The sequence below is a fragment of the Kitasatospora sp. NPDC001261 genome (genome assembly GCF_042896795.1).
GTDB lineage: Bacteria > Actinomycetota > Actinomycetes > Streptomycetales > Streptomycetaceae > Kitasatospora.
Window position 1 is genome coordinate 122,355 of sequence record NZ_JBIAXP010000019.1, and the last position, 19,880, is coordinate 142,234.

Consider the following 19,880-nt stretch of genomic DNA (forward strand, 5'->3'; position numbering starts at 1 on the left):
CCTTACCGGCTTACCGGGTGTGCGTTGGTCCTGGCGGATGGGCGGTGCGTGCCCCTCCCTCGCCTCCGATCGCACCCGCTCTTCCGGACACTACGGTGACCGTACTATGGTGATCGGCGTGACGAAGAAACGCTCCATGCAGGAGCCCACCTTCCTGCTGCTCACCGCCCTCGCCGACCAGCCCCGGCACGGCTACGCGCTCGGCGACGAGGTCGCCGCGATCTCCGACGGCCGGGTCCGGCTCGGCGCCGGAAGCCTGTACGGCACGCTCGACCGACTGCTCGCCGAAGGCCTCATCCGGGTCGAACGGGAGGAGACGGTCGACGGGCGACCCCGCCGCGTCTTCGCCCTCACCCCGACCGGAACCCAGGCCCTCACCGACGAGAGCCGGCGGCTGCGGGCCGCCCTCCGCGAGGCCGACCGCCGCCTCGCCATCACCCGGAACAGGCTCGCGGGAGGCCCGGCATGACCGCGCACCAGGACCACCAGGACCACCAGAATCACCAGGAGCAGAGCAGGGAGGGCCGCCTGACGGCCCACCTGCTGCGCCGCGCCCTCGCCCTCTACCCGGCCTCCTACGGCACCCACGCGCTGGCGGAGGTCGCCGATCACGCCGAGCGCCATGTCCGAACCGCGAGTCCGCTCGCCGCTCTGCGCGAGGTGGCCGATGTGGCGGGGCACGGCGTCCGGGTCCGGCTCGGCCTGGTCTCCCACCGGCCGGCGGGCCGGGCCCTGGCCACCGCGGCCCCGCTCGCCGCCGCACTGGCCGGTGGCTACGCGGCCGTGCACCTCTATTGGGCGGTCCGGGCCGCCACCGACCCGGACGGCGGGATGCGCGTCGGGTCGCTCGGCGCCACGATGGCGCTGCTCGTCCCGGCGGTGCTGATGGCCGTCGCGGCGCTGACCGGCCGTTGGACGGCGGCCCGCGCCCTGGCGGCGGTCACCGTCGTGGCCCCGCTGCTCGTCCTGCTCGCCGGCCCCGAACTGCCCGGTGCGCACGCGCGGGGCCCGCTGACCTACGGTCTGGTCGGCCCGGACACGGTGCTGTTCGCCCTCAACGCCCTGGTGCTGCTGGCCGCCCCGCCGGACCGCACCACGCGACCGCGCTCCGCCGTACCGTGGGCGGTCGTGCTCACCACCACGGCAGCGGACGTCGCCCTCGTCCTGGTCTCCGGCCCGGGGGAGGGAGTGTTCTTCCGGACCGGATTCCCCCTCGTCGCCCCGGTGGTCGTCGGCGCGGCCGTCGCCTGCACCACCCGTACGGTCCGCTCGGCGGCCCTGACGGCCGTCGTCCTGGGGGTGCCGCCCGTGGTCGCCCCCACGCTGACGGGCTACTACGTCATGAACGCGACCGCTGTCCTGTTCCTGGTGGTGCTGTTCACCATCGGGTACGCGGTCGCCCTCGCGGCGGTCCGGCTGACGGGCCGGTTCGGCCCGCGGACCGACCCGCAGCAGCCCTGACCCCCGGGCACGGCCCCGGCCCCGCGTCGTGAACCCGCGCGTACGCCCGCGGGTCCGCGCGGCGTCGGACGAATGGTGGCATCCGGCCTGGTCGGGTCGGATGCCACCATGGCCGGCCACCCACGCGGGTGGCAGCCGGGGCCGGTAGGTCAGGGCGCCCTACGCCCCGGCGAGGAGCATCCCGCCCATCGCCAGCATGGTCGCCGCGACCAGTCCGTCCAGCACCCGCCAGGCCCTCGGCCGGGACAGGACGCCGCTCAGCAGCCGGGCGCCGAAGCCCAGGGCGGCGAACCAGCACAGGCTGGCCAGCGCCGCGCCCGCGCTGAAGGCCCAGCGCAGGTCGCCGCGGTCGGAGGCCAGCGAGCCCAGCAGGAGCACGGTGTCGAGGTACACGTGCGGGTTCAGCCAGGTCATCGCCAGGCAGGTGAGGACCGCTCGCCGGACGGACCCGGTCTCCGGTCCGCCGCCGGTGAGCGCGGCCGCCGGATCCGGGCGCAGCACCCGTCGGGCCGCCAGGAAGCCGTAGCAGAGCAGGAACGCCCCGCCGACCAGGCCCACCGCGGTCAGCGCCGCGGGCCAGGCCGTGACCACCGTGCCCACCCCCGTCACGCCGAGCGCGATCAGCGCCGCGTCCGAGACGGCGCAGATGGCGACGACCGCGAGGACGGCGTGCCGGCGGGCGCCCTGGCGCAGGACGAACGCGTTCTGGGCCCCGATGGCCACGATGAGGGAGAGTCCGGTACCGAATCCGGCGAGTGCGGCGGCGATGGTGCTGCTGGTCATGGGTCCGACCGTATGGACCGCGTATAGATGAGTACAGCTAAAGATTCTAAAGTAACCTTAGCCGTACTTATGGACGAGCTTCCCCTGGACCAGGTCCGGACCCTGCTCGCGGTGGTCGACGAGGGCACCTTCGACGCCGCGGCCGCCGCCCTGCACGTGACCCCCTCCGCCGTCAGCCAGCGCGTCAAGGCCCTGGAACAGCGCACCGGTCGGGTCCTGCTGATGCGCACCAAGCCGGTGCGGCCCACCGAGTCCGGCGAGGTGGTGGTCCGGTTCGCCCGCCAGCTCGCCCGGCTGGAACGCGACGCCCGCGCCGAACTGGGCCTGGCGGCCGAGCAGGGCCCGGCCCGGGTCCCGATCGCGGTCAACGCCGACTCCCTCGCGACCTGGTTCCTGCCCGCGCTCACCCGGGTGCCGCAGGACCCGCCGATCTGCTTCGAGCTCCACCGGGAGGACGAGGCCCACACCACCGCCCTGCTGCGCGAGGGCCAGGTGATGGCCGCCGTCACCTCCTCGCCCGACCCGGTGGCCGGCTGCACCGTGCGGCGGCTCGGGCTGGCCCGCTACCTGGCCGTGGCCACACCGGAGTTCGCGGCCCGTCATCTCACCGGGGACCTGGCCGAGGATCTGGGCCGGGCCCCCACCGTGGCCTTCGACCGGCGCGACGAGCTCCAGGACGAGTTCGTCCGGTCCCTCACCCGGGGGCGGTCGGGCGCCGGGCGGATCCGCCACCTGGTGCCCGCCTCGGACGGGTTCCGGGACGCGGTGGCCGCCGGTCTCGGCTGGGGCCTGGTGCCCGAACCCCAGGCCGAGCCGCTGCTGCGGTCCGGGCGGCTGGTGGAGCTGGCACCCGCCCGGCCGATGGACGTCCCCCTGTACTGGCAGCAGTGGAAGCTGGACTCGCCCGCCTTGTCCACGGTCGCCGAGGCAGTCGCGGCGGCCGCCGCCGAGGCCCTGCGGCCCGGGCCCACCCGCCGCCGGCCGTAGACCGGCCGGGGCTCGGCCCGCCCTCGCTATCCCTCGTGTCCTTGGTCCTGCCCGCTCCGCAGGGCGGCGCCGTGGGCGAGCAGGACGCTCAGCGCCACGTAGTCCGATCCGGGGCGGCGGACGGGCACGAACACCTCCAGCCGGTCCCCTTCGGTGCGGTAGCCCGCCTTCGTCGCGCGCCCCGACAGGGCCCGGCTGCCGACGTGCGAGGCCAGTCCCCGGACGTCGAGCCGGACACCGTCCGCCGGGCGCGCGGAGACGAGGGCGATCCGGGACCAGGCGATCGGCGCGGGGAACGGGGAGAGGGTCATCCCCTCGGCGGTGAAGGTCAGGGCGCCCCAGCGGAACGACCCGCCCGCGCCGAGCTCGTCCAGGAGGCGTTGCGCACGGGCCACGGCGACGGACTGCGTCGCGTCCGAGACGAAGCGCGCGCCGGTGGTGGGGTGCGCCTTCGTGATCATCCGCCAGAAGCCGCACTCCTCCTGGACCCTGATGTAGTCCAGGCCCCGGAGGCGGATCCGGCCGCCCGCGTAGGGGCGGATCACGGTCTTGAGCACGTCGTGCGAGTGCGCCGAGTTGAAGTGGACGGACACCCGGGTCGACTCGACGGAGGCGATCTCCTGCCACGCGTACCGCAGCGTGCGGCGCCCCGGCCGGCGCAGCTCGAAGCCGTGCTCGTACTCCCGGATCCGGATCCGGGCGTGCCGCACGCACAGGGCGAGGCACCCCAGGGCCGCCACGGGCAGGGCCCAGAACGCGAGGCGGAACGAGGAGTCCTCGTCGTAGTACTTGCCGACGAGGGAGCACAGCACGCCGAACAGGATGAGGAGCACGACCAGCGCGGTCGTCGGCCTGCGTACGTAGGCCCCCTGGTAGGTCCACACCCGCTGCCCCAGCAGCCGCCCGCTCCGCTCCGACCCCGCCGCCGTGCCTGCCGTCACCACACACCTCGCATAGCCGTCCGATACCGCGTCGTCGAGTCTCGGGCGGGTGCGTGCGGGGGACAACGGGAGAACTACTCAATTCCCGCACGCTTTCCGTGCCGGTACCGTCAGCGCGCGTCCGTAGGATGACCACCCATGGGAACGGGGGCAGCCGCGGGGACGTTCGCCGGCTTCGACGCCGAACTGACGCCGCTGATCGGGCGGCGGGCGGACACGGCCCGGATCGCCCGGCTGCTGTCCGGCGCGCGTCTGGTGACGCTCAGCGGCACCGGAGGCGTGGGCAAGACCCGGCTGGCGCTGCGCGTGGCGGCGGACGCGGCGCGCTCCGCCTTCCCCGACGGCGTGTACGTCGCCGAACTCGCCGACCTCCGGGACCCGGAACTGCTCGCATCGAGCGTCCTCGGCACCCTCGACGTGGCGAATCCGGGGCACCCCGGCGCCGACGCGGCGGCCGTCCTCGCCGCCCGGCTGCGCGAGCGGCGCGCCCTGCTGGTCCTGGACAACTGCGAGCACCTGGTCGACGCGTGCGCCCGCCTCACCGACGCGCTGCTGCGGGCCGCGCCCGGACTGCGCGTCCTGGCGACGAGCCGGCAGCCGCTCGGCATCGCGGGCGAACAGGTCTTCCCCGTGGAGCCGTTGCCGGTGCCGGACGCGCGGGCGGGTCACGGCCTGCGCGACCTGAACGGCAATCCGGCCGTCGCGCTGTTCGTCGACCGGGCCGCCGCCGTGCTGCCCGGATTCACCCTGACCAGGCCGGACGCCGCAGCCGTCGCCGAGCTCGTCCGCCGCCTGGACGGGCTGCCCTTCGCGATCGAACTGGCCGCCGCCCGCATCCGGAGCCTGACGCCGCAGGAGGTCCTGGAGCGGCTCACGGACCGGTTCGCGCTGCTCACCGGCGGGAGCAGCGTCGCCGCCGACCGGCAGCGCACCCTGCGCGCGTTGATCGACTGGAGCCACGAACTGTGCACGGGGCGCGAGCGGTTGCTCTGGTCGCGGGCCTCGGTGTTCCGCGGCGGCTTCGACCTGGAGAGCCTCGAACGGGTCTGCGCGGACGCCGAACTGCCGCCCGCCGCCCTGCTCGACGCCCTCGACGGCCTGGTGGCCCGGTCGATCGTCAACTGCCGCCATGTGCAGGGACGTTCGCGCTACCACATGCTGGAGACGGTACGGGAGTACGGGCACCAGCGGCTGGCCGCGTCCGGCTCGCTCGACGCCCTGCGCGGCCGCCATCGGGACCGGTACGCCGAACTGACCGCACGAGCAGGGCGGGAGTGGTTCGGGCCCCGGCAGGTCGACTGGTTCACGCGCCTTCGCCTGGACCACCCGAATCTGCGCGCCGCCCTGGGGTTCTGCCTGGAGCGGCCCGGGCAGGCCCGGGCCGGTCTGGCCCTGGCCGTGTCGCCCCGGCACTACTGGATGACCGCGGGCCTGCTGTCCGAGGGGCGCCACTGGCTGTCGCAGCTGCTCGCCGCCGACCGCGCGCAGGACGGCGGTGACGGCGACGGTGACGGCACAGCGGGCCCGGATGCCGCCGTCCGCGTCCACGCCCGGGTCACCGACACGTACCTGCGCATTCTGCAGGGCGACCCGGACGCCGACGTACGGCAGGCGCTCGCCGCGTGCGAGGCGGCGGCCGAACAGGGCGGCCACCGGCAGGAGTCGGCGTGGGTGTGGCACCACCACGGGATCCTCGCCGTCTGGCGCGAGGACTACGCGAGCGCCGCCGAACTGTTCGCGCGGGCGCGCACCGAGTTCCGCGCGCTGGGCTGCCTCGACGCGGCCCTCGAGTGCCGGGTCAAGTTCGCCATCGCGCACGCCTGCGGGGGCGAGGCCGCCGTGGCCGAGGAGGCGTGCGGCGAGGTCGAGGCGGCCGCCCGCACGCACGGCGAGTCATGGCTGCACGGCATGGCCCTCCTCGCCCGCGCCCTGCTGGCCCTGCGCGCGGACGCGCCCGCCGACGCGACCACGCACGCCAGGGCGGCCATCGCCCGGCTGCGCCCGTTCCAGGACTGGTGGGACGTGGCCATGTGCGTGGAGGTCATCGCCTGGAGCACCCGGGACGACCCGCGGCGCACTGCCCGGCTCCTGGGCGTGCTGCACCTGCTGTGGGAGTCACTGGGCGGGCGGCTCGGCGCGGCGCCGTTCATGCGCACCCAGCACCTGCGCCTGGACGCCGCGGTACGGGAGGCGCTGGGCGCGGCCGCCTTCGACCGGGAGTTCCGCCGTGGAGCGCGCGCCACCGTGGACGAGGCGATGGCCCACGTCCTCGACGACCCGGCCGGGGTGCCGGGCCTGACGAAGCGCGAGAGCCAGGTCGCGGAACTGGTCGCCGAGGGCCTCACCAACAAGGACATCGCGGCGCGCCTCACGATCGCGCAGCGAACCGCGGAGAACCACGTCGAACGCATCCTGGGCAAGCTGGGGCTCGCCTCGCGCACACAGCTGGCGGTGTGGACGTACGAGCAGCGAGGCGGTCCCGCCCGGGGCCCGCGGCGCCGGGGGCTCGCGGAGCGGTCGCCGGCGGACTGAGTCGGAGAACTGGGTTGTTCAACCCAGCCGACGGACTTTGTCGTTCGACCCAGCCGATGGACTGGGTTGCTCGACCCAGCTGCCAGACTGGGTTGTCCGACCCAGCCGGCGGACTGAAGTAGCAGACCGAGCCGACGGTCCGAGTCGGTGGACCGAGCCGGCAGACTGAATCGGTGGACCGAGCCGACAGACCGAGTCGGGGGACCGAGTCGACCGCCCTCAGCCGCGCACGTGCAGCCCGAACCCCGTGCGGCCCGCGGGCTCCAGCCCCTCCTTCAGGTGCAGCGAGGGGATCTCGTAGTCGCCGAAGTTCTGCCGCCGGAACGCGATCGGCTCGGTCGACTCCAGGGTGAGCAGGCGCTGCTCCCAGGCCCGGGCGACGGCCGGGTAGTCCTCGTCGGTCATCCGGTCGCTGCCGTACAGCACGAACGGCGGCAGCACCTCGATGCCCGGGTAGTAGAGGACGCCGTGCTGGAACGGGAACAGCAGGTCGTCGATGGGGCCGCTGATCCCGCGAGCGGCGTAGTGCGACTCCGGGCCGCCGACGGTCACCGACAGCAGCGCCCGCCGGCCCGCGAGGGTGCCCTCGCCGAAGCGCTCGCCGTACCTGGTGGCGCTGTGCTCGCCGACGCCGTACGCGAAGCGGTAGGTGAACACCCGGTCCACCCACCCCTTGAGGATCGCGGGCATCGTGTACCACCACAGCGGGAACTGGAAGACGATCGTGTCGGCCCACAGCAGCTTCTCCTGCTCGGCGAGGACGTCCGGGGAGAGCGTGCCGGCCTCGAAGGCCCGGCCCGAGTCCAGAGCGACCTTCAGCGGACTCGAGGCCTCGGGGCCGTAGTCCGCGGCATCCACGACCGCCTTCCAGTTCATCGCGTACAGGTCGCTCACCCGTACCTCGTGCCCGGCGGTCTCCAGGGTGGACACCGCGAGGTCCTTCAGCGAGCTGTTGAGCGACTTCGGCTCCGGGTGGGCGTGGACGATCAGCGTCTTCACGGGGGACTCCTTCGGATCGGATGCCTCCGATCCTGGACGCCGCGGCGCCCGGCGTTCAGGGGCGCCGCTTCCGTCGGACCGGACTTCCTGGTACCGGCAGGGCCACCCTCGCGGGCACCCGAGCCGGCCGAACGGGCGCCCGCCGCGGCCATACTGAGGGGCATGGACGATCTCGCGGGCTTCCTACGGACCAGGCGTTCCCGGGTCGATCCGGCCACCGTCGGCATCCCCACCGACAGCCGCCGCCGGGTCGCGGGGCTGCGCCGCGAGGAGGTCGCGCACCTGTCAGGCGTCAGCGTCGACTACTACGTACGCCTGGAGCAGGGCCGCGCGACCCAGCCCTCCGAGCAGGTCCTCGACGCGCTCGCCCGCGTCCTCGACCTCGACGAGACCGAACGCGGGCACCTCTACCGCCTCGCGCGGCAGCGCCGCCGCCGTGCGACGGCGCCGGGCAGCCGGGTCCGGCCGGAACTGCTGCGCGTCCTCGACCTAGTGGCCGGCGCACCCGCGCTGATCATGAACCACCGCCTGGACGTCCTCGCCGGGAACCGCCTCGCCGGCCTCCTCCTCGGCCGCCCGATGCCGGGCCTGAACACCGCCCGGCACATCTTCCTGGAGGAGGCCGACCGCGGCCTCTACGCCGACTGGGAGAACTGCACCCTCGACGTGGTCGGGCACCTGCGGCTGGCCGCCGGCCAGTACCCCGACGACCCCCGACTGGCCTCGCTCATCGGCGAGTTGGCGATGGGCAGCGAGCGCTTCCGTCGCCTCTGGGCCCGCGCGGACGTCCGCGCCCGCACCCACGGACGCAAGGCGTACCGGCACCCCCTGGTCGGACCGCTGGAACTGCATCAGGAGAACTTCGCACTGCCGGACGAGCCGGGCATCGAGCTGCTGGTGCTGTCCGCGGCCCCCGGCAGCCCCGCCGAGGACGGACTGCGCCTGCTCGCGGGGCTGGGCACGGACACCGGCGAGCCCTGCGGCGCGGCGGCCGTCGGTGCTGCGGGCGCCGCGGGTGACGAAGACCTGCTTCGGCGGGCGGGGAAGGCGTAGCGGCGGGGTGCCCCGTCAGCGGGTGAACTTCGCGATGGCCGCCGGGGTGACGGGCGTGAAGAAGTTGACGAGGTTGCCGTCGGGGTCGCGGAGCAGCAGGGAGCGGTTGCCCCAGGGCATCGTGGTCGGCTCGGTGACGAAGTCCGTGACGAACCCGGTCAGGTCGCGGTGGACGCGGTCCACGTCGTCGACGAGGAACTCGGTGATGACGCTCTGGTTGGCGGCCGGGCGGGCGGAGCCCGGGGCGAACAGCGGGACGGTGCGGGTGCCCGCGATCGCGAGGGTGGCTCCCGGGGTCCGGAGCTCGGCGAAGTCCTCGGTGGCCCACTCCGCCCGTACCTGCGTGGCGCGTTCGTAGAACTCGACCAGGCGTGCGACGTCGCCGGTGATGATGCGGATCGAAACGAAGTCCATGGTGTCCTCCTGGGACGGGGTCGGAGCCGGCCGCGGTCGCGCGGCTGAGTGCTGGTGCCGCTGAGCGGCCGTGCGCTCCGCAGACTAGGAGGGATAGTGGACAGAACCTGTCCACTATCCGCCTAGGCTGTGGACATGTCCCGACCCACCGGCCGTGTGCTGACCCTCCTGGAGCTGCTGCAGTCGGGCGGTACCCGGACGCTGGCCGAACTGGCCGACCGCCTCGGCGTCGACGGGCGCACCGTGCGGCGCTACGTGGACCACCTGATCGACCTCGACGTGCCCGTGGAGTCGGTGCGCGGCCGGTACGGCGGCTACCGGATCTCCCCGGGCTACCGCCTTCCCCCGCTCATGCTCGGCGAGGACGAGGCGCTCGCCGTGCTGCTCGGACTGCTCGCCGGACGCCGGACGGGACTGGCGACGGCCGAGCGCACGGCGGGCGAGACTGCTGCCGCCAAGATCCGCCGGGTGCTGCCCCGGCACGTGGCGGCCCGGCTCGACACGCTCCTGGACGCCCTCTCCTTCACGGACGGCTCCGGCGGGGACGCCGCCCCGGACGCCGGGATCCTGCTCACCCTCGCCGACGCGGTGCGCCACCGCCGGCCGGTCTCCCTCAGGTACACCGACCGCGACGGCCGGCCCAGCGAACGCACGCTGCACCCGTACGGGATCGTCGCCCACGCGAACCGCTGGTACGTCACGGGTGCGGACCCCGGGATCGGCGAGGACCGGACCTTCCGGCTCGACCGCGTCGCGGACGCGAGGGCCCTGCCCGGCACGTTCGACGCGCCCGCCGGCCCCGACCCGGCCGACCGCCTGCTGTCGGGCTTCGCCACGGCCGACTACCGGCACGAGGTGACGCTGCGCATCCACGGCACGGCCGAGCAGATCCGCGCCCACCTGCCCGCCGGCGTCGCGACACTGGAGGACCACGACCCGGCACCGACACCGGACGGGGACCCGACCGCCGAGCGCTGGCTGCGCGTCGAGCTACGGGCGGAGCGCCTCGACTGGTTGCCGCCGCTCCTCGCCGCGATCGACCGGCCGTTCGTCATCGAGCGCCCGGAGGAACTGCGCACCCTCGTCACCGCCCTCGCCGACCGCCTGGCCTCCCACGCCCGCCGGACCTGACGGCACCCGCCCGACTCCCCGCGGGCCGGCCGCCGTGGCCCGGGGAGCCGGAGCGCTCGGCCGACGTGTGAAGCACCACACTTCCGGTCCAGAGCGTGCCGGAACTCGCGGCCCGGCCGACGGCCAAGGACACTGATCGTCGTGACTGATGTGCGTGAGACCCTGGATTACCAGACCTTCGGGCGGGCGGTGCGCGAACTCGCGCAGACGATCGCCGACGACGGCTACGAGCCCGACCTCGTCCTGAGCATCGCCCGCGGCGGGGTGTTCGTGGCGGGCGGTCTGGCGTACGCGCTGGACTGCAAGAACATCCACCTGGTGAACGTCGAGTTCTACACGGGCGTGGGCACCACCCTCGAGATGCCCGTCATGCTGGCGCCCGTTCCCGCCGCGATCGACTTCACCGACAAGAAGGTCCTGATCACCGACGACGTCGCCGACACGGGCAAGACCCTGCGGCTCGTGCACGACTTCTGCCTCGACCACGTCGCCGAGGTCCGGTCCGCCGTCATCTACGAGAAGTCGCACTCCCTGGTGAAGTGCGAGTACGTGTGGAAGCGGACCGACGACTGGATCGAGTTCCCGTGGTCGACGGAAGGACCGGTCGTCAAGCGCGAAGGCCAGGTCCTCGACGCCTGACCGGAGGCCCGACCGGAAGCGGTCCGCGCCGGACGCCGGGACGCCCCCAGGCCGGGACGCTCCCAGGGCGGGCTCCTGTGGAGCAGAAAAAATCGGAAGGGTTGGGACCTGTCACCCCTTCGGGGGGTGGAGCTGGCGCGCGCGGGCAAGGGTGCGGCAGCATCGGGGCGGGAGCCCGGTCCTGGCAGGGACCGGGGGTGGTTGAGGAGCGGGTGCCCGTCGTGGTGACGCGGGCACCCGCTTGGCGGTGTCCTCACCAGTACCGGCACCGGTGCTCGCACCGCCCGCCCGATGCGTGACGACCGACGACCTACACCTCGTCGTCCCGGTCGCCGTCCTGCGGCGTCTCGCCGAACCGCTCCTGCGCCTCCGCCGGCCCACAGCCGAAGGCGCGGCCGATGTACTCCCAGGTCATCAGGTTGCGGTGGGCCCTGCGGCCGGCCAGCAGCGCGGTCGAAGCGGCGGCGCGCTCGAACCGGCCGGCCGCACGGGCGGCGGCGTACGGCCTGCTCTCCGTCAGGTCGCAGATCCGGTCGACCAGCGCCGCGATCAGGTCCTCGACCTCGCGCGGCACCACACCCTCGGCCAGGTCGACGTGCGACTCCCAGTCCGCGAACGGCCCGGTGTCCTTGCCCACCGCCTCGGTCGCCGAGTCGTCGCCGAAGTCCAACCGGTGCACCTGCTCGCCCCGCCAGCCGCAGCTGCAACCACCGCGCACCGCGGTGGCCCGGGGGCCGTCCGCACCGTTGTAGAGCCACCAGGTGGTGCGCCCGTCCGGCAGCGGCTCCGGCTCGCTGCCGTCCGCCAACACCGCCGCCGGGAAACCCCGGTGGCGTTTGCTCTCGTCAACCCATGGCATGCCGTGTCCCTCGCGTCCCTGGAGTACAGCACCAGGGTTCTCAGCCCGTGGCGCAGTGTCAAGGCTTCGCGACAATCGGTGCGATCTGCGGATCATGGGGGCCGCGGCCGGGAGCACGCGGCGCCTGCGCGCGCATCGGGGCTCTCGCGGATCGGGTCAGCTGCTCGGATGGGAGGCCGCCCAGCCGTGTTCGAGCAGGGCGAAGGCCTCGTCGGCGGCCCGGCGCGGTTCGGGGTGCTGCAGGATCAGGCTGCGGGCCGCCAGGGCGAACCGGGCCAGGGCGACGCAGCTGACGTCGTCGTCGGGCGCGTCCACGGCCTGCGCGATGGCCCGCGCCAGGGCCGTTTCGTGGCGGGTCCACATCCGTTGGGAGTAGTCGCGCAGCGCGGGGGTGTCCTGCACCAGGCGGGTGAAGTCGGCGAACCGCGGGTCGGCGGCGTGAATGGCGAACCGGGTCTGGTTCAGCAGCAGGTGCTCGCGCAGCGCCTGTGGGACCGACCGGCCCGGGGGCCGCTCGCGCACGGCCGCGACGAGGGCCGCCTCCAGGTCGTCGTCCTGGTCGAAGACCAGCGCCTCCTTGCTGGTGAAGTGTTTGAACAGGGTGGTCACCGAGACGTCCGCGGCGTCGGCGACGTCCTTGACACCGACCTGGTCGTAGCCGTGTTCGAGGAAGAGTTCGAGTGCGGCGTCGGCCAGGGACTGGCGGGTCTGGGCCTTCTTGCGCTCGCGGCGCCCAATCGCTTCGGTCACCCGACCACCATAGCCCGAAGTGCATCCACTCTGAAAGTGTAGTCATTGCACTTATTTAGCGAGTGTGCTTTCTTGGTGGTGTCGGGCCGCCCGGCGACCCGCCCACCACTGGAAGGACGCACCTGTGCCCACTGCCCGTGCCCCCCGCATCGCGATCGTCGGCGCCGGCCCCGGCGGCTTGACCTGTGCCCGGATCCTGCAGCAACACGGCCGCGCCGTCACGGTGTTCGAACGTGAAGCCGACGCCGACGCGCGCCCGCAGGGCGGCTCCCTCGACCTGCACGCCGACACCGGCCAGGCCGCCCTGCGGTCGGCAGGCCTGCTCGACCGGTTCCATGCCCTGGCCCGCCCCGAGGGCGACGAGTGGCGGGTGCTCGACCATGCCACCGGCGCCCTCCTCGCGCAGCGGGGGCCGACCGCGGGCGGGGGCCGGCCGGAGATCGACCGCGGCCAACTGCGCGGCCTGCTGCTGGACTCGCTCGCTCCGGACACGGTGCGGTGGGACCGTGCCGCCGCCGGGGTCACCCCGCTGGCGGGCGGCACGTGCCGGCTGCTCCTGGGCGACGGTACGTCCGAGGAGTTCGACCTGGTGGTCGGTGCCGACGGCGCCTGGTCACGGGTCCGCCCGGCGCTGTCCCCCGCCGTACCCCACTACACCGGTGTCACCTTCGTCGAGACCGGCTTCGACCAGTGCGACACCCGCCACCCCGAACTCGCCCGACTGGTCGGCAACGGATCGCTGCTGGCGAAGGGCGTCGGCCGGACCCTGGTCGCCCAGCGCAACAGCAACGGTCACATCCGCGGCTACCTCGCGCTGCGCGAGCCGCAGGACTGGCACACGGCCGCCGGACTCGACCTCGGCGACCAACGGGCCGTGCGGGAGCACCTGTTGGAGATGTTCGACGGCTGGGACGACGGCCTGCTGCGGATCCTGCGCGACAGCGACCACGGCTTCGTCAGCCGGCCCCTGCACGTGCTGCCCGCCCCGCACGCCTGGACGCACGTGCCCGGAGTGACGCTGCTCGGCGACGCCGCACACCTGATGCCCCCGGTCGGACTGGGCGCCAACCTCGCCATGCTCGACGGCGCCGACCTCGCCCACGCCCTCGTCACCGAATCCAGCGTCGGCGCCGCCGTCCGCGCCTACGAGCACGTCATGCTGCCCCGCTCGATCAAGGCGGCGACGGGAAGTGCCCAGGGCCTCGACCACCTCGTTCCCGCGACGGCCCGCTGAGTCGACTCCACCACCGCTCGACGATGCCGAAGGCGCCGAAGTCGTCCAGGGGGCGGGACTACTACCTATCGACTCCGACGGCCCCCTCGACGCGTTCCGGTACCGCGTCCGCCCCGCGGAAGGCACGGGCGGAATGGTACGCCGGTCGTATGCCGAAGGCCCGCCCTGGTGCGTCTGACGTACCGCCAGTTCGTGTCACAGGGCGATGCCTTCGGGGGAGGCGCGTTGAGAGGCTCGACCGGCACGGCCCGGACGTCCTCCGGGCTGGACGCGTCCGTCACCCCTCCGGGAGAGAGCAGCATGACCATCACCGGCACCACCGTCCGGCGCGCCTCGGCCGCGGGGCTCGTCCTCGCCACGGGCCTCACCACCTGCCTGGCCGTCGCACCCGCCGCCCTCGCCGCGACGCCGGTCGCCGCCGTCGACGCGGCCCCTGCCGCCGGACTCGGCCGCTACTACCAGCAGCGCCTGGACTGGCACGGCTGCGCTCGGGGCGGGGAGGACCGGACGGGCCGCACCCTCGACGCCGCCGGCGCGCGATGCGCGGACGTGACCGTACCCCTCGACTACGGCGACCCCGGCGGCAGGACCATCACCGTCGCCGTGTCCCGCCTGAAGGCCACCGACACCCGCCACCGGATCGGCTCCCTCCTGGTGAACCCCGGAGGCCCGGGCGGCCCAGGCCTCGGCATCGGGCTCACCGTGCGCCCCGTGATGAAGGAAACCGGCGCCCGCTACGACGTGATCGGCATGGACCCGCGCTTCACCGGCCGCAGCACCCCCCTGGACTGCGGCCTGCCCTCCGGACCCGGCCTGCTGTCGGCCGGCCCCGACCGGGCCGGCTTCGACCGCCAGACCGCCCGGGCCAGAGACGTCGCGGACCGCTGCCGGGCCACCAACGCCGACGTCCTGCCGCACGTCACGACACGCAACACCGCCCGGGACATCGACGTCGTGCGCGGCGCGCTCGGCGAACGGCGGATCTCCTACCTGGGCTACTCCTACGGCACCTACCTGGGCACGGCCTACACCCAGATGTTCCCCACCCGCTACGACCGGGTGGTCCTCGACAGCGCCCTGGACCCCGACCGCTACAACCCCCGCCTCATGAAGGGAACCGAGGCCGAGAACGAGAAGGCGTACGACGACTGGGCCGACTGGACCGCCGCCCGCGACGGCACCTACGGCCTCGGCCGCACCCGGGAGGAGGTACGCGCCACCCTCGACGGCGTCATCGCCGCCTCCTCCCGCGAACCGCTCACCGTGGGGACCGCCCCCGACACCTTCCGCCTCGACGACAGCCAGGTCCCCGCCCTGCTGTTCACGGGGATGGCCGATGACACCGACCCGGCGCGCGCCTCCCTGGCCGAGCAGATGTCCCTGCTCGCCCGGGCCGCCCAGGGCCACCCCTCCACCCTGCCGCCCGCCTTCGCCGACCTCCTGCGCTCCGTGTTCACCCCCGCCGGCTCCGCCACCGGCAGCGCCCAGACCGCCATCCTGTGCGCAGACGCACCCGCCCCGCGCGACCCCGAGACGTACTGGAGCGACATCGAACGCGCCCGCGCCGCCCACCCGCTGTTCGCCCCGCTGACCGAGAACATCACCCCCTGCGCCTTCTGGGACCGCCCTCGCGAAGCCCCCGTCCAGGTCCGCCACGACACCCCGGCCCTGATCGTCGCCTCCACCGGCGACCCCCGTGTCCCCTACACCCGCAGCACCGCCCTGCACGACCGCCTCCCCAGCTCCCGCCTGCTCACCCTCGCGGGCGCCAACCAGCACGCCAACTACGGCGTCCACGGCAGCTCCTGCGTCGACACCACCGTCAACGCCTACCTCGCCACCGGGCACCTCCCCGCCCGCGACCGCACCTGCACCGCGTAGGCCTACTCAGGGGCCCTTGAGTACGTCCGCTCATGCGTTCCGACCAGCTGTTTCCCTACCGTGACCCGTATGGACACGAACGCGGTTCCCGCCTGCCCCCGGCCCTCCGACACCCCGCGCTGGGCCACCGTCCTCGGGGTCGCGCTGGCGGTCCTCACCGCCCTGGTCGTCCTGGGAGCCATGGCGCTGGCCAAGTTCGAGGACTCCCTGACCCAGCACGGGTACGTCAAAGGCCCCGGAAGCGTCGTCGAGCCCCTGCGCGCCGGCGGGACCGCCCGTTACGACGACGGCCTGAGGATCACCGTGGGCCCTCCCCGCCGGGAACCCGACGGCAGCTACAGCTTCACGATCACCTACGACAACGGCACGGGTGAGGAGTTGCGCCCCGGTGGGACGTCCCCCGACACCGGCGTCGGCACGACCGGTGGTGCCGCCGCCGTCGTGGTCCGGGCGGGGAACGCCATCGACTCCGGCCCGCTGTCCACCCCTTCCGCCTTCGGCTCGGCTCCCGTCCCTGCTCCCGGTATGACCTTCCTGGACCAGGCCGCGACCGTCACCGCCCTCACACCGCCCCTCGGCACGGAGCAGAAGCGCACCGTGCCGGTGCGGGTGAAGCCCGACAAGGCGGGAGGCCCGGTCACGGTCGAGGTCGCCCCGAAGTCGCCCGGGTTCCGCGACACCGCGTACTGGCAGTTCGACCTCGGCTGACTCCACGTACAGGTGCCGCCTCTGCCGCTCCGTGGTGAGTGGCCGACGGTCAGGGCCGGTGCGAGGAGCCGGGCGCGTGCGAGAGCCCGTCGGGCCCCTGCCGCGGACCGGCGGCAGCTACGCGCAGCCGGTCCAGGGCCGCCTGACTCTCCGCGTCCGCCGCACGGTAGATCACCAGCAGCTGGTCCGGGTCCTGGAGCGGCCTGAGGGTCTCGAACTGCACGGTGAGCACGCCGGCCTCGGGGTGTCGCAGCGCCTTGTGGCCGCGGCCGTTGACCCGGACGTCCCGCTCGGCCCACAGGCGCGCGAACTCCTCGTCACCGGCGGTGAATTCGGCGATGAGGCCGCTCAGGGCCCGGTCCTCCGGGTGGGCGGCCCACGCGGCGCGCAGGTGGGCGATCCCCTCCCGCACCACGCGTTCGCGGTCGAGGTAGAACTCCCGCACCCGCGGATGCATGAGGCACAGCCACATCGCGTTGCGCTGCGGGGGCGGCAGAGCGTCGAAGTCGACCATCAGTCCCGCCATTTCGGCGTTCCAGGCCAGGATGTCGTAGCGGTGGTTCAGGAGCATGGCGGGCAGCGGTGCGAGGTCGGCGACCAGCCGGGCCAGCGGCGGCGCGGCGGCGGTGGCGGGCCGGTCGGCGCCGGGGGGCCGCCGCAGGGCCAGGTCGAAGAGGTAGGCGCGCTCGTCGGGGGCCAGGCGCAGCGCCCGGGCCAGGGCCTGGAGCACGTCGGGGGAGGGGCGCAGCCCGCGGGCCTGTTCCAGCCGGACGACGTAGTCGACGCTGACCCCGGCCAGTTCGGCGACCTCCTCACGGCGCAGCCCCGGGGTGCGGCGGTTCCGGAGGCGCGCCGGCAGGCCGACGTCCCGGGGATCCAGGCGTTCGCGCCGGCTGCGCAGGAACGCGGCCAGCTCCTGGGTCTGGGTCCTGTCCGGCGCGGAGGTCGTCATGACCGGCGCAACAGCCAGGGTAGGACGGGTGTTCCCAGGAAGTCCCCTCCCTTATCCGTGCCCCGTCGCCACCGCAGACTCGCTGTCGACGACGGATCACGAACACGGGAGGTCACCATGGCACTCACCCTCGACAGTTACCGGCTGCTGGGCCGCTCCGGACTGCGGGTCTCACCGCTCGCGCTGGGCACGGCCACATTCGGCACCGAGTTCGGCTGGGGCGCGGAGAAGGCAGAGGCGCGCAGGCTGTTCGACGCCTACGTCGAGCGCGGCGGCAACTTCATCGACACCGCCAGCACGTACACCGACGGCAGTTCCGAGCGCCAGCTGGGCGAGTTCACCCGGGGCGGCCGCGAGGGCCTGGTGCTGGCGACGAAGTACACCACGCTGCGCCGGCCGGGCGACCCGAACTCCGCGGGGAGCCACCGCAAGAGCATGTTCGCCTCGGTGGAGTCCAGCCTCCGGCGGCTGGGCACGGACTACCTCGACCTGCTGTACCTGCACGTGTGGGACTTCACGACGCCGGTCGAGGAGATCCTGCGCGCCATGGACGACCTGGTCCGGCAGGGCAAGGTCCTGTACGTGGCGGTCTCCAACGTCCCGGCCTGGGAGGTCTCGCGCATGCAGGCGGTCGCCGACCTGCGCGGCTGGTCCCCGCTGGTCGCCCTGCAGATCGAGTACAACCTCCTCAACCGGGCGGCGGAACGCGATCTCGTCCCGATGGCACGGGAGATGGGCCTGGGCGTGCTGCCGTACTCCCCGCTGGCGGGCGGCCTGCTCACCGGCACGTACGGCCGCGCCGACCTGACCGCGGCGGCCGCCGGCCCCGGGGAGGGCACCCGGAGGAGCTTCAACGCCGGACTGGGCATGGTCACCGAACGCGCCCTCGCCGTCGCCGAGGTCGTGAAGGAGGTCGCCGCCGAACTGGGCCGCACACCCGCGCAGGTCGCGCTCGCCTGGACGCTGCACCGGCCGGGCGTGACGGCGCCCGTCGTCGGCGCCCGCACGCTCACGCAGCTGGAGGACAACCTGGGCGCCCTGGAGGTCGAACTCAGCGCCGCCCAGTCGGACCGCCTCGACGAGGCCGGCCGCATCGAACTCGGCTACCCGCACGACCTGCTGGCCGGCCCCCACATCCGCCAGGTCACCCGGGGCGACCTGAAGATCGCCCCCCGCCCCTGAGACCTGACGGCTTCCCAAGGGCGCCGCTGCCGCCCCGCCGTTGCCCTCCTTCATCGGTGCCGCAAGCATAGGAGCGGGCCCTTGCCCCAGCCTCATCGGGCCTGGCTCAGCAGTGCGAGAGCGTCGTCGGCGATCGCGCCATACGCTTGTTGGTCGCGCGAAACTAGGCATCGCCGGTCGGTAGGCACGGAGCCGTGCCCGTTCGCATCCTGCTGAGCCGTCCGGATCAGAGGATTCTCGCGATGCTGGTGGTGCCGCCGGTACCGCTGCTGACGCTGAGTCGCAGTCCGCAGGGGCCTCTCGGTACTGCAAAGCCACTGGGGACCCCACCGTCTTCCGCTCTACCAACGTGGCCACCGCCGACGGAGAGATCACACCGGCAGGCGCCAGCTGGGTCCGTCCTCGTCGCTGAACCAGGCCCGCTGGCCGTCGCCGGCGACGGTGATGCTGAGGTGGTCCTGGTGCGGTGCGCCGACCGCCTGCCAGGACTCGATGGCGTCCTCGACGTGGCCCCACAGGGGCAGCGGGCCGCGTTGGGTGACGGTCCATCCGCCGTGGCCGTCGGGTTGGGCGTGGGCCTGGGGGTTGATGGTGTGGTCGACGAGGATCTGGTGGTCGCCGGCGTCGATGCGTTCGGCGGAGGGGGCGGCGAGTTGGGCGACCCAGGTGCCAGTCCAGGTACGGGCTGTCGTCAGGAATGGGTGTAGGGGACGGTTCGCCGATGACGGCATCGGTCAGGCGGCCCTGGGATGAAGAGGCTGACGCAGTACGGCCTTCAACCCGGCGATGCCGCCGTCCTCGCACCCGACACCACGCACGACCGCCCTTGCATGCCCGGCGGGTGGGGCCGTGGGCGCGTTGGACGGCGGCGCGGCCAGGGCCACGGGACCGTCAGGAGGAGGATTCCTGCAGCATCCCGCGAATGAACGCGGAGAAGGAGGCCGCGATTTCGAAGACGCCTTCCGTATCCTCGGCGATCTCGTAGGTTTTCCCGCCCTTCTCGGCAGGGCCGATGAAGTAGTAGATGTACCCCTGATGACCCATGAATACCACACAGCCGTCGAGCGACTCCCCGGGATTCGACTCCTCCAGGATCTCCCGGGCGTACTTCTTGATTCCCAGGAGCTCCGGGAACGCGTAGGTCTCGCCGCGCAGCGCGCGGAATCCGCCCCCGCCAGCCAGGGCCAGGAACTCCCGATAGTCCTCGGGGAGTGCGACTTCCTGGTCCTGCTCGATCAGCGTGATCTGCTCCGGCGTCAGGCCGACCGCCCCTTGCAGCGCCTCCGGGTACGCGTTCAGAATCCTTGCCATCGTGCCCATGTGTCGTACACCTCGGAAATATTGTGGAATCAACTCGGAAAGGCGGCTGCTCCC

At 73.5% G+C, this 19,880-nt stretch carries 20 protein-coding genes; 11 read left to right on the forward strand and 9 right to left on the reverse strand.

Features of this window, described 5'->3' with window-relative positions:
• Nucleotides 1–136 precede the first annotated feature (136 nt).
• Both ACFY4B_RS25295 and ACFY4B_RS25300 read left to right on the forward strand, forming a co-directional pair.
• Nucleotides 137–469, forward strand: a complete 333-nt coding sequence (locus ACFY4B_RS25295) for a PadR family transcriptional regulator (RefSeq protein ID WP_079272352.1) — start codon at nucleotides 137–139, stop codon at nucleotides 467–469.
• Complete coding sequence (locus ACFY4B_RS25300; RefSeq protein WP_387971211.1) at nucleotides 466–1,461, forward strand: hypothetical protein; 996 nt, start codon at nucleotides 466–468, stop codon at nucleotides 1,459–1,461. Before ACFY4B_RS25295 ends, ACFY4B_RS25300 begins: the two co-directional genes overlap by 4 nt.
• Nucleotides 1,462–1,620: 159 nt before the next feature.
• Here the strand turns inward: ACFY4B_RS25300 and ACFY4B_RS25305 are convergent, their stop codons facing one another.
• Nucleotides 1,621–2,244 (reverse strand): LysE/ArgO family amino acid transporter, encoded by a 624-nt coding sequence (locus tag ACFY4B_RS25305; protein ID WP_387971213.1) that lies wholly within the window; start codon nucleotides 2,242–2,244, stop codon nucleotides 1,621–1,623.
• 69 nt (nucleotides 2,245–2,313) lie between these two features.
• Here ACFY4B_RS25305 and ACFY4B_RS25310 point away from each other — a divergent pair, with 69 nt between their 5' ends.
• Nucleotides 2,314–3,231 carry a LysR family transcriptional regulator ArgP gene (locus ACFY4B_RS25310; protein ID WP_074003582.1) on the forward strand — a complete coding sequence of 306 codons (918 nt, stop codon included), beginning with the start codon at nucleotides 2,314–2,316 and terminating at the stop codon, nucleotides 3,229–3,231.
• 26 nt (nucleotides 3,232–3,257) lie between these two features.
• On the opposite strand, the gene ACFY4B_RS25315 is transcribed toward ACFY4B_RS25310, so the two are convergent.
• Nucleotides 3,258–4,172, reverse strand: coding sequence for a hypothetical protein (locus ACFY4B_RS25315; RefSeq protein ID WP_387971214.1), 915 nt, complete (start codon nucleotides 4,170–4,172; stop codon nucleotides 3,258–3,260).
• 138 nt (nucleotides 4,173–4,310) lie between these two features.
• Here ACFY4B_RS25315 and ACFY4B_RS25320 point away from each other — a divergent pair, with 138 nt between their 5' ends.
• Nucleotides 4,311–6,704 (forward strand): ATP-binding protein, encoded by a 2,394-nt coding sequence (locus tag ACFY4B_RS25320; RefSeq protein ID WP_387971216.1) that lies wholly within the window; start codon nucleotides 4,311–4,313, stop codon nucleotides 6,702–6,704.
• A gap of 219 nt (nucleotides 6,705–6,923) precedes the next feature.
• Here the strand turns inward: ACFY4B_RS25320 and ACFY4B_RS25325 are convergent, their stop codons facing one another.
• On the reverse strand, nucleotides 6,924–7,703 hold the full coding sequence (locus tag ACFY4B_RS25325) for an NAD(P)H-dependent oxidoreductase (protein ID WP_387971218.1): 780 nt from the start codon (nucleotides 7,701–7,703) through the stop codon (nucleotides 6,924–6,926).
• 162 nt (nucleotides 7,704–7,865) lie between these two features.
• Between ACFY4B_RS25325 and ACFY4B_RS25330 the strand changes: the two genes are divergently transcribed.
• Nucleotides 7,866–8,756 carry a helix-turn-helix transcriptional regulator gene (locus ACFY4B_RS25330; RefSeq protein WP_387971221.1) on the forward strand — a complete coding sequence of 297 codons (891 nt, stop codon included), beginning with the start codon at nucleotides 7,866–7,868 and terminating at the stop codon, nucleotides 8,754–8,756.
• Between the two features lie 15 nt (nucleotides 8,757–8,771).
• Here ACFY4B_RS25330 and ACFY4B_RS25335 read toward each other — a convergent pair whose 3' ends face one another.
• Nucleotides 8,772–9,170 (reverse strand): VOC family protein, encoded by a 399-nt coding sequence (locus ACFY4B_RS25335; protein ID WP_074003579.1) that lies wholly within the window; start codon nucleotides 9,168–9,170, stop codon nucleotides 8,772–8,774.
• A gap of 135 nt (nucleotides 9,171–9,305) precedes the next feature.
• Between ACFY4B_RS25335 and ACFY4B_RS25340 the strand changes: the two genes are divergently transcribed.
• Both ACFY4B_RS25340 and ACFY4B_RS25345 read left to right on the forward strand, forming a co-directional pair.
• Nucleotides 9,306–10,301: a helix-turn-helix transcriptional regulator gene (locus tag ACFY4B_RS25340; RefSeq protein WP_387971223.1), complete on the forward strand. Its 996-nt coding sequence runs from the start codon at nucleotides 9,306–9,308 to the stop codon at nucleotides 10,299–10,301.
• Between the two features lie 141 nt (nucleotides 10,302–10,442).
• Nucleotides 10,443–10,940 carry a phosphoribosyltransferase gene (locus tag ACFY4B_RS25345; protein ID WP_049651192.1) on the forward strand — a complete coding sequence of 166 codons (498 nt, stop codon included), beginning with the start codon at nucleotides 10,443–10,445 and terminating at the stop codon, nucleotides 10,938–10,940.
• 310 nt (nucleotides 10,941–11,250) lie between these two features.
• Here the strand turns inward: ACFY4B_RS25345 and ACFY4B_RS25350 are convergent, their stop codons facing one another.
• Both ACFY4B_RS25350 and ACFY4B_RS25355 read right to left on the reverse strand, forming a co-directional pair.
• A complete protein-coding gene (locus ACFY4B_RS25350; RefSeq protein ID WP_380742784.1) occupies nucleotides 11,251–11,799 on the reverse strand; it encodes a hypothetical protein in 549 nt (182 codons plus the stop codon).
• Nucleotides 11,800–11,955: 156 nt separating this feature from the next.
• Complete coding sequence (locus tag ACFY4B_RS25355) at nucleotides 11,956–12,549, reverse strand: TetR/AcrR family transcriptional regulator (RefSeq protein ID WP_074003577.1); 594 nt, start codon at nucleotides 12,547–12,549, stop codon at nucleotides 11,956–11,958.
• 124 nt (nucleotides 12,550–12,673) lie between these two features.
• On the opposite strand from ACFY4B_RS25355, the gene ACFY4B_RS25360 reads away from it, so the two are divergent.
• From ACFY4B_RS25360 to ACFY4B_RS25370, 3 genes are all read left to right on the forward strand, one after another.
• The gene (locus ACFY4B_RS25360; RefSeq protein ID WP_387971227.1) at nucleotides 12,674–13,783 is read left to right on the forward strand and encodes an FAD-dependent oxidoreductase; all 1,110 of its coding nucleotides are present in this window, start codon (nucleotides 12,674–12,676) and stop codon (nucleotides 13,781–13,783) included.
• 300 nt (nucleotides 13,784–14,083) lie between these two features.
• Nucleotides 14,084–15,664 (forward strand): alpha/beta fold hydrolase, encoded by a 1,581-nt coding sequence (locus ACFY4B_RS25365; protein ID WP_387971230.1) that lies wholly within the window; start codon nucleotides 14,084–14,086, stop codon nucleotides 15,662–15,664.
• A gap of 69 nt (nucleotides 15,665–15,733) precedes the next feature.
• Nucleotides 15,734–16,372 (forward strand): hypothetical protein, encoded by a 639-nt coding sequence (locus tag ACFY4B_RS25370; RefSeq protein WP_387971232.1) that lies wholly within the window; start codon nucleotides 15,734–15,736, stop codon nucleotides 16,370–16,372.
• A gap of 49 nt (nucleotides 16,373–16,421) precedes the next feature.
• Here the strand turns inward: ACFY4B_RS25370 and ACFY4B_RS25375 are convergent, their stop codons facing one another.
• Nucleotides 16,422–17,324 carry a helix-turn-helix domain-containing protein gene (locus tag ACFY4B_RS25375; RefSeq protein ID WP_387971235.1) on the reverse strand — a complete coding sequence of 301 codons (903 nt, stop codon included), beginning with the start codon at nucleotides 17,322–17,324 and terminating at the stop codon, nucleotides 16,422–16,424.
• A 117-nt stretch (nucleotides 17,325–17,441) separates the two neighbouring features.
• Here ACFY4B_RS25375 and ACFY4B_RS25380 point away from each other — a divergent pair, with 117 nt between their 5' ends.
• Complete coding sequence (locus ACFY4B_RS25380) at nucleotides 17,442–18,506, forward strand: aldo/keto reductase (RefSeq protein WP_380742796.1); 1,065 nt, start codon at nucleotides 17,442–17,444, stop codon at nucleotides 18,504–18,506.
• 371 nt (nucleotides 18,507–18,877) lie between these two features.
• On the opposite strand, the gene ACFY4B_RS25385 is transcribed toward ACFY4B_RS25380, so the two are convergent.
• Together ACFY4B_RS25385 and ACFY4B_RS25390 are read right to left on the reverse strand one after the other, a co-directional pair.
• Complete coding sequence (locus ACFY4B_RS25385) at nucleotides 18,878–19,237, reverse strand: hypothetical protein (protein WP_387971239.1); 360 nt, start codon at nucleotides 19,235–19,237, stop codon at nucleotides 18,878–18,880.
• A gap of 160 nt (nucleotides 19,238–19,397) precedes the next feature.
• Nucleotides 19,398–19,826 carry an SMI1/KNR4 family protein gene (locus tag ACFY4B_RS25390; protein WP_387971241.1) on the reverse strand — a complete coding sequence of 143 codons (429 nt, stop codon included), beginning with the start codon at nucleotides 19,824–19,826 and terminating at the stop codon, nucleotides 19,398–19,400.
• Between the last annotated feature and the right edge of the window lie 54 nt (nucleotides 19,827–19,880).

What these genes read in the sequence shown, in the direction of transcription:
- ACFY4B_RS25375 (WP_387971235.1), bottom strand. Translation starts at nt 17,324, where the DNA reads ATGACGACCTCCGCGCCGGACAGGACCCAGACCCAGGAGCTGGCCGCG.
- ACFY4B_RS25370 (WP_387971232.1), top strand. Translation starts at nt 15,734, where the DNA reads ATGGACACGAACGCGGTTCCCGCCTGCCCCCGGCCCTCCGACACCCCG.
- ACFY4B_RS25335 (WP_074003579.1), bottom strand. Translation starts at nt 9,170, where the DNA reads ATGGACTTCGTTTCGATCCGCATCATCACCGGCGACGTCGCACGCCTG.
- ACFY4B_RS25340 (WP_387971223.1), top strand. Translation starts at nt 9,306, where the DNA reads ATGTCCCGACCCACCGGCCGTGTGCTGACCCTCCTGGAGCTGCTGCAG.
- ACFY4B_RS25330 (WP_387971221.1), top strand. Translation starts at nt 7,866, where the DNA reads ATGGACGATCTCGCGGGCTTCCTACGGACCAGGCGTTCCCGGGTCGAT.
- ACFY4B_RS25305 (WP_387971213.1), bottom strand. Translation starts at nt 2,244, where the DNA reads ATGACCAGCAGCACCATCGCCGCCGCACTCGCCGGATTCGGTACCGGA.
- ACFY4B_RS25310 (WP_074003582.1), top strand. Translation starts at nt 2,314, where the DNA reads ATGGACGAGCTTCCCCTGGACCAGGTCCGGACCCTGCTCGCGGTGGTC.
- ACFY4B_RS25385 (WP_387971239.1), bottom strand. Translation starts at nt 19,237, where the DNA reads ATGCCGTCATCGGCGAACCGTCCCCTACACCCATTCCTGACGACAGCC.
- ACFY4B_RS25320 (WP_387971216.1), top strand. Translation starts at nt 4,311, where the DNA reads ATGGGAACGGGGGCAGCCGCGGGGACGTTCGCCGGCTTCGACGCCGAA.
- ACFY4B_RS25390 (WP_387971241.1), bottom strand. Translation starts at nt 19,826, where the DNA reads ATGGGCACGATGGCAAGGATTCTGAACGCGTACCCGGAGGCGCTGCAA.
- ACFY4B_RS25300 (WP_387971211.1), top strand. Translation starts at nt 466, where the DNA reads ATGACCGCGCACCAGGACCACCAGGACCACCAGAATCACCAGGAGCAG.
- ACFY4B_RS25295 (WP_079272352.1), top strand. Translation starts at nt 137, where the DNA reads ATGCAGGAGCCCACCTTCCTGCTGCTCACCGCCCTCGCCGACCAGCCC.
- ACFY4B_RS25365 (WP_387971230.1), top strand. Translation starts at nt 14,084, where the DNA reads ATGACCATCACCGGCACCACCGTCCGGCGCGCCTCGGCCGCGGGGCTC.
- ACFY4B_RS25350 (WP_380742784.1), bottom strand. Translation starts at nt 11,799, where the DNA reads ATGCCATGGGTTGACGAGAGCAAACGCCACCGGGGTTTCCCGGCGGCG.
- ACFY4B_RS25380 (WP_380742796.1), top strand. Translation starts at nt 17,442, where the DNA reads ATGGCACTCACCCTCGACAGTTACCGGCTGCTGGGCCGCTCCGGACTG.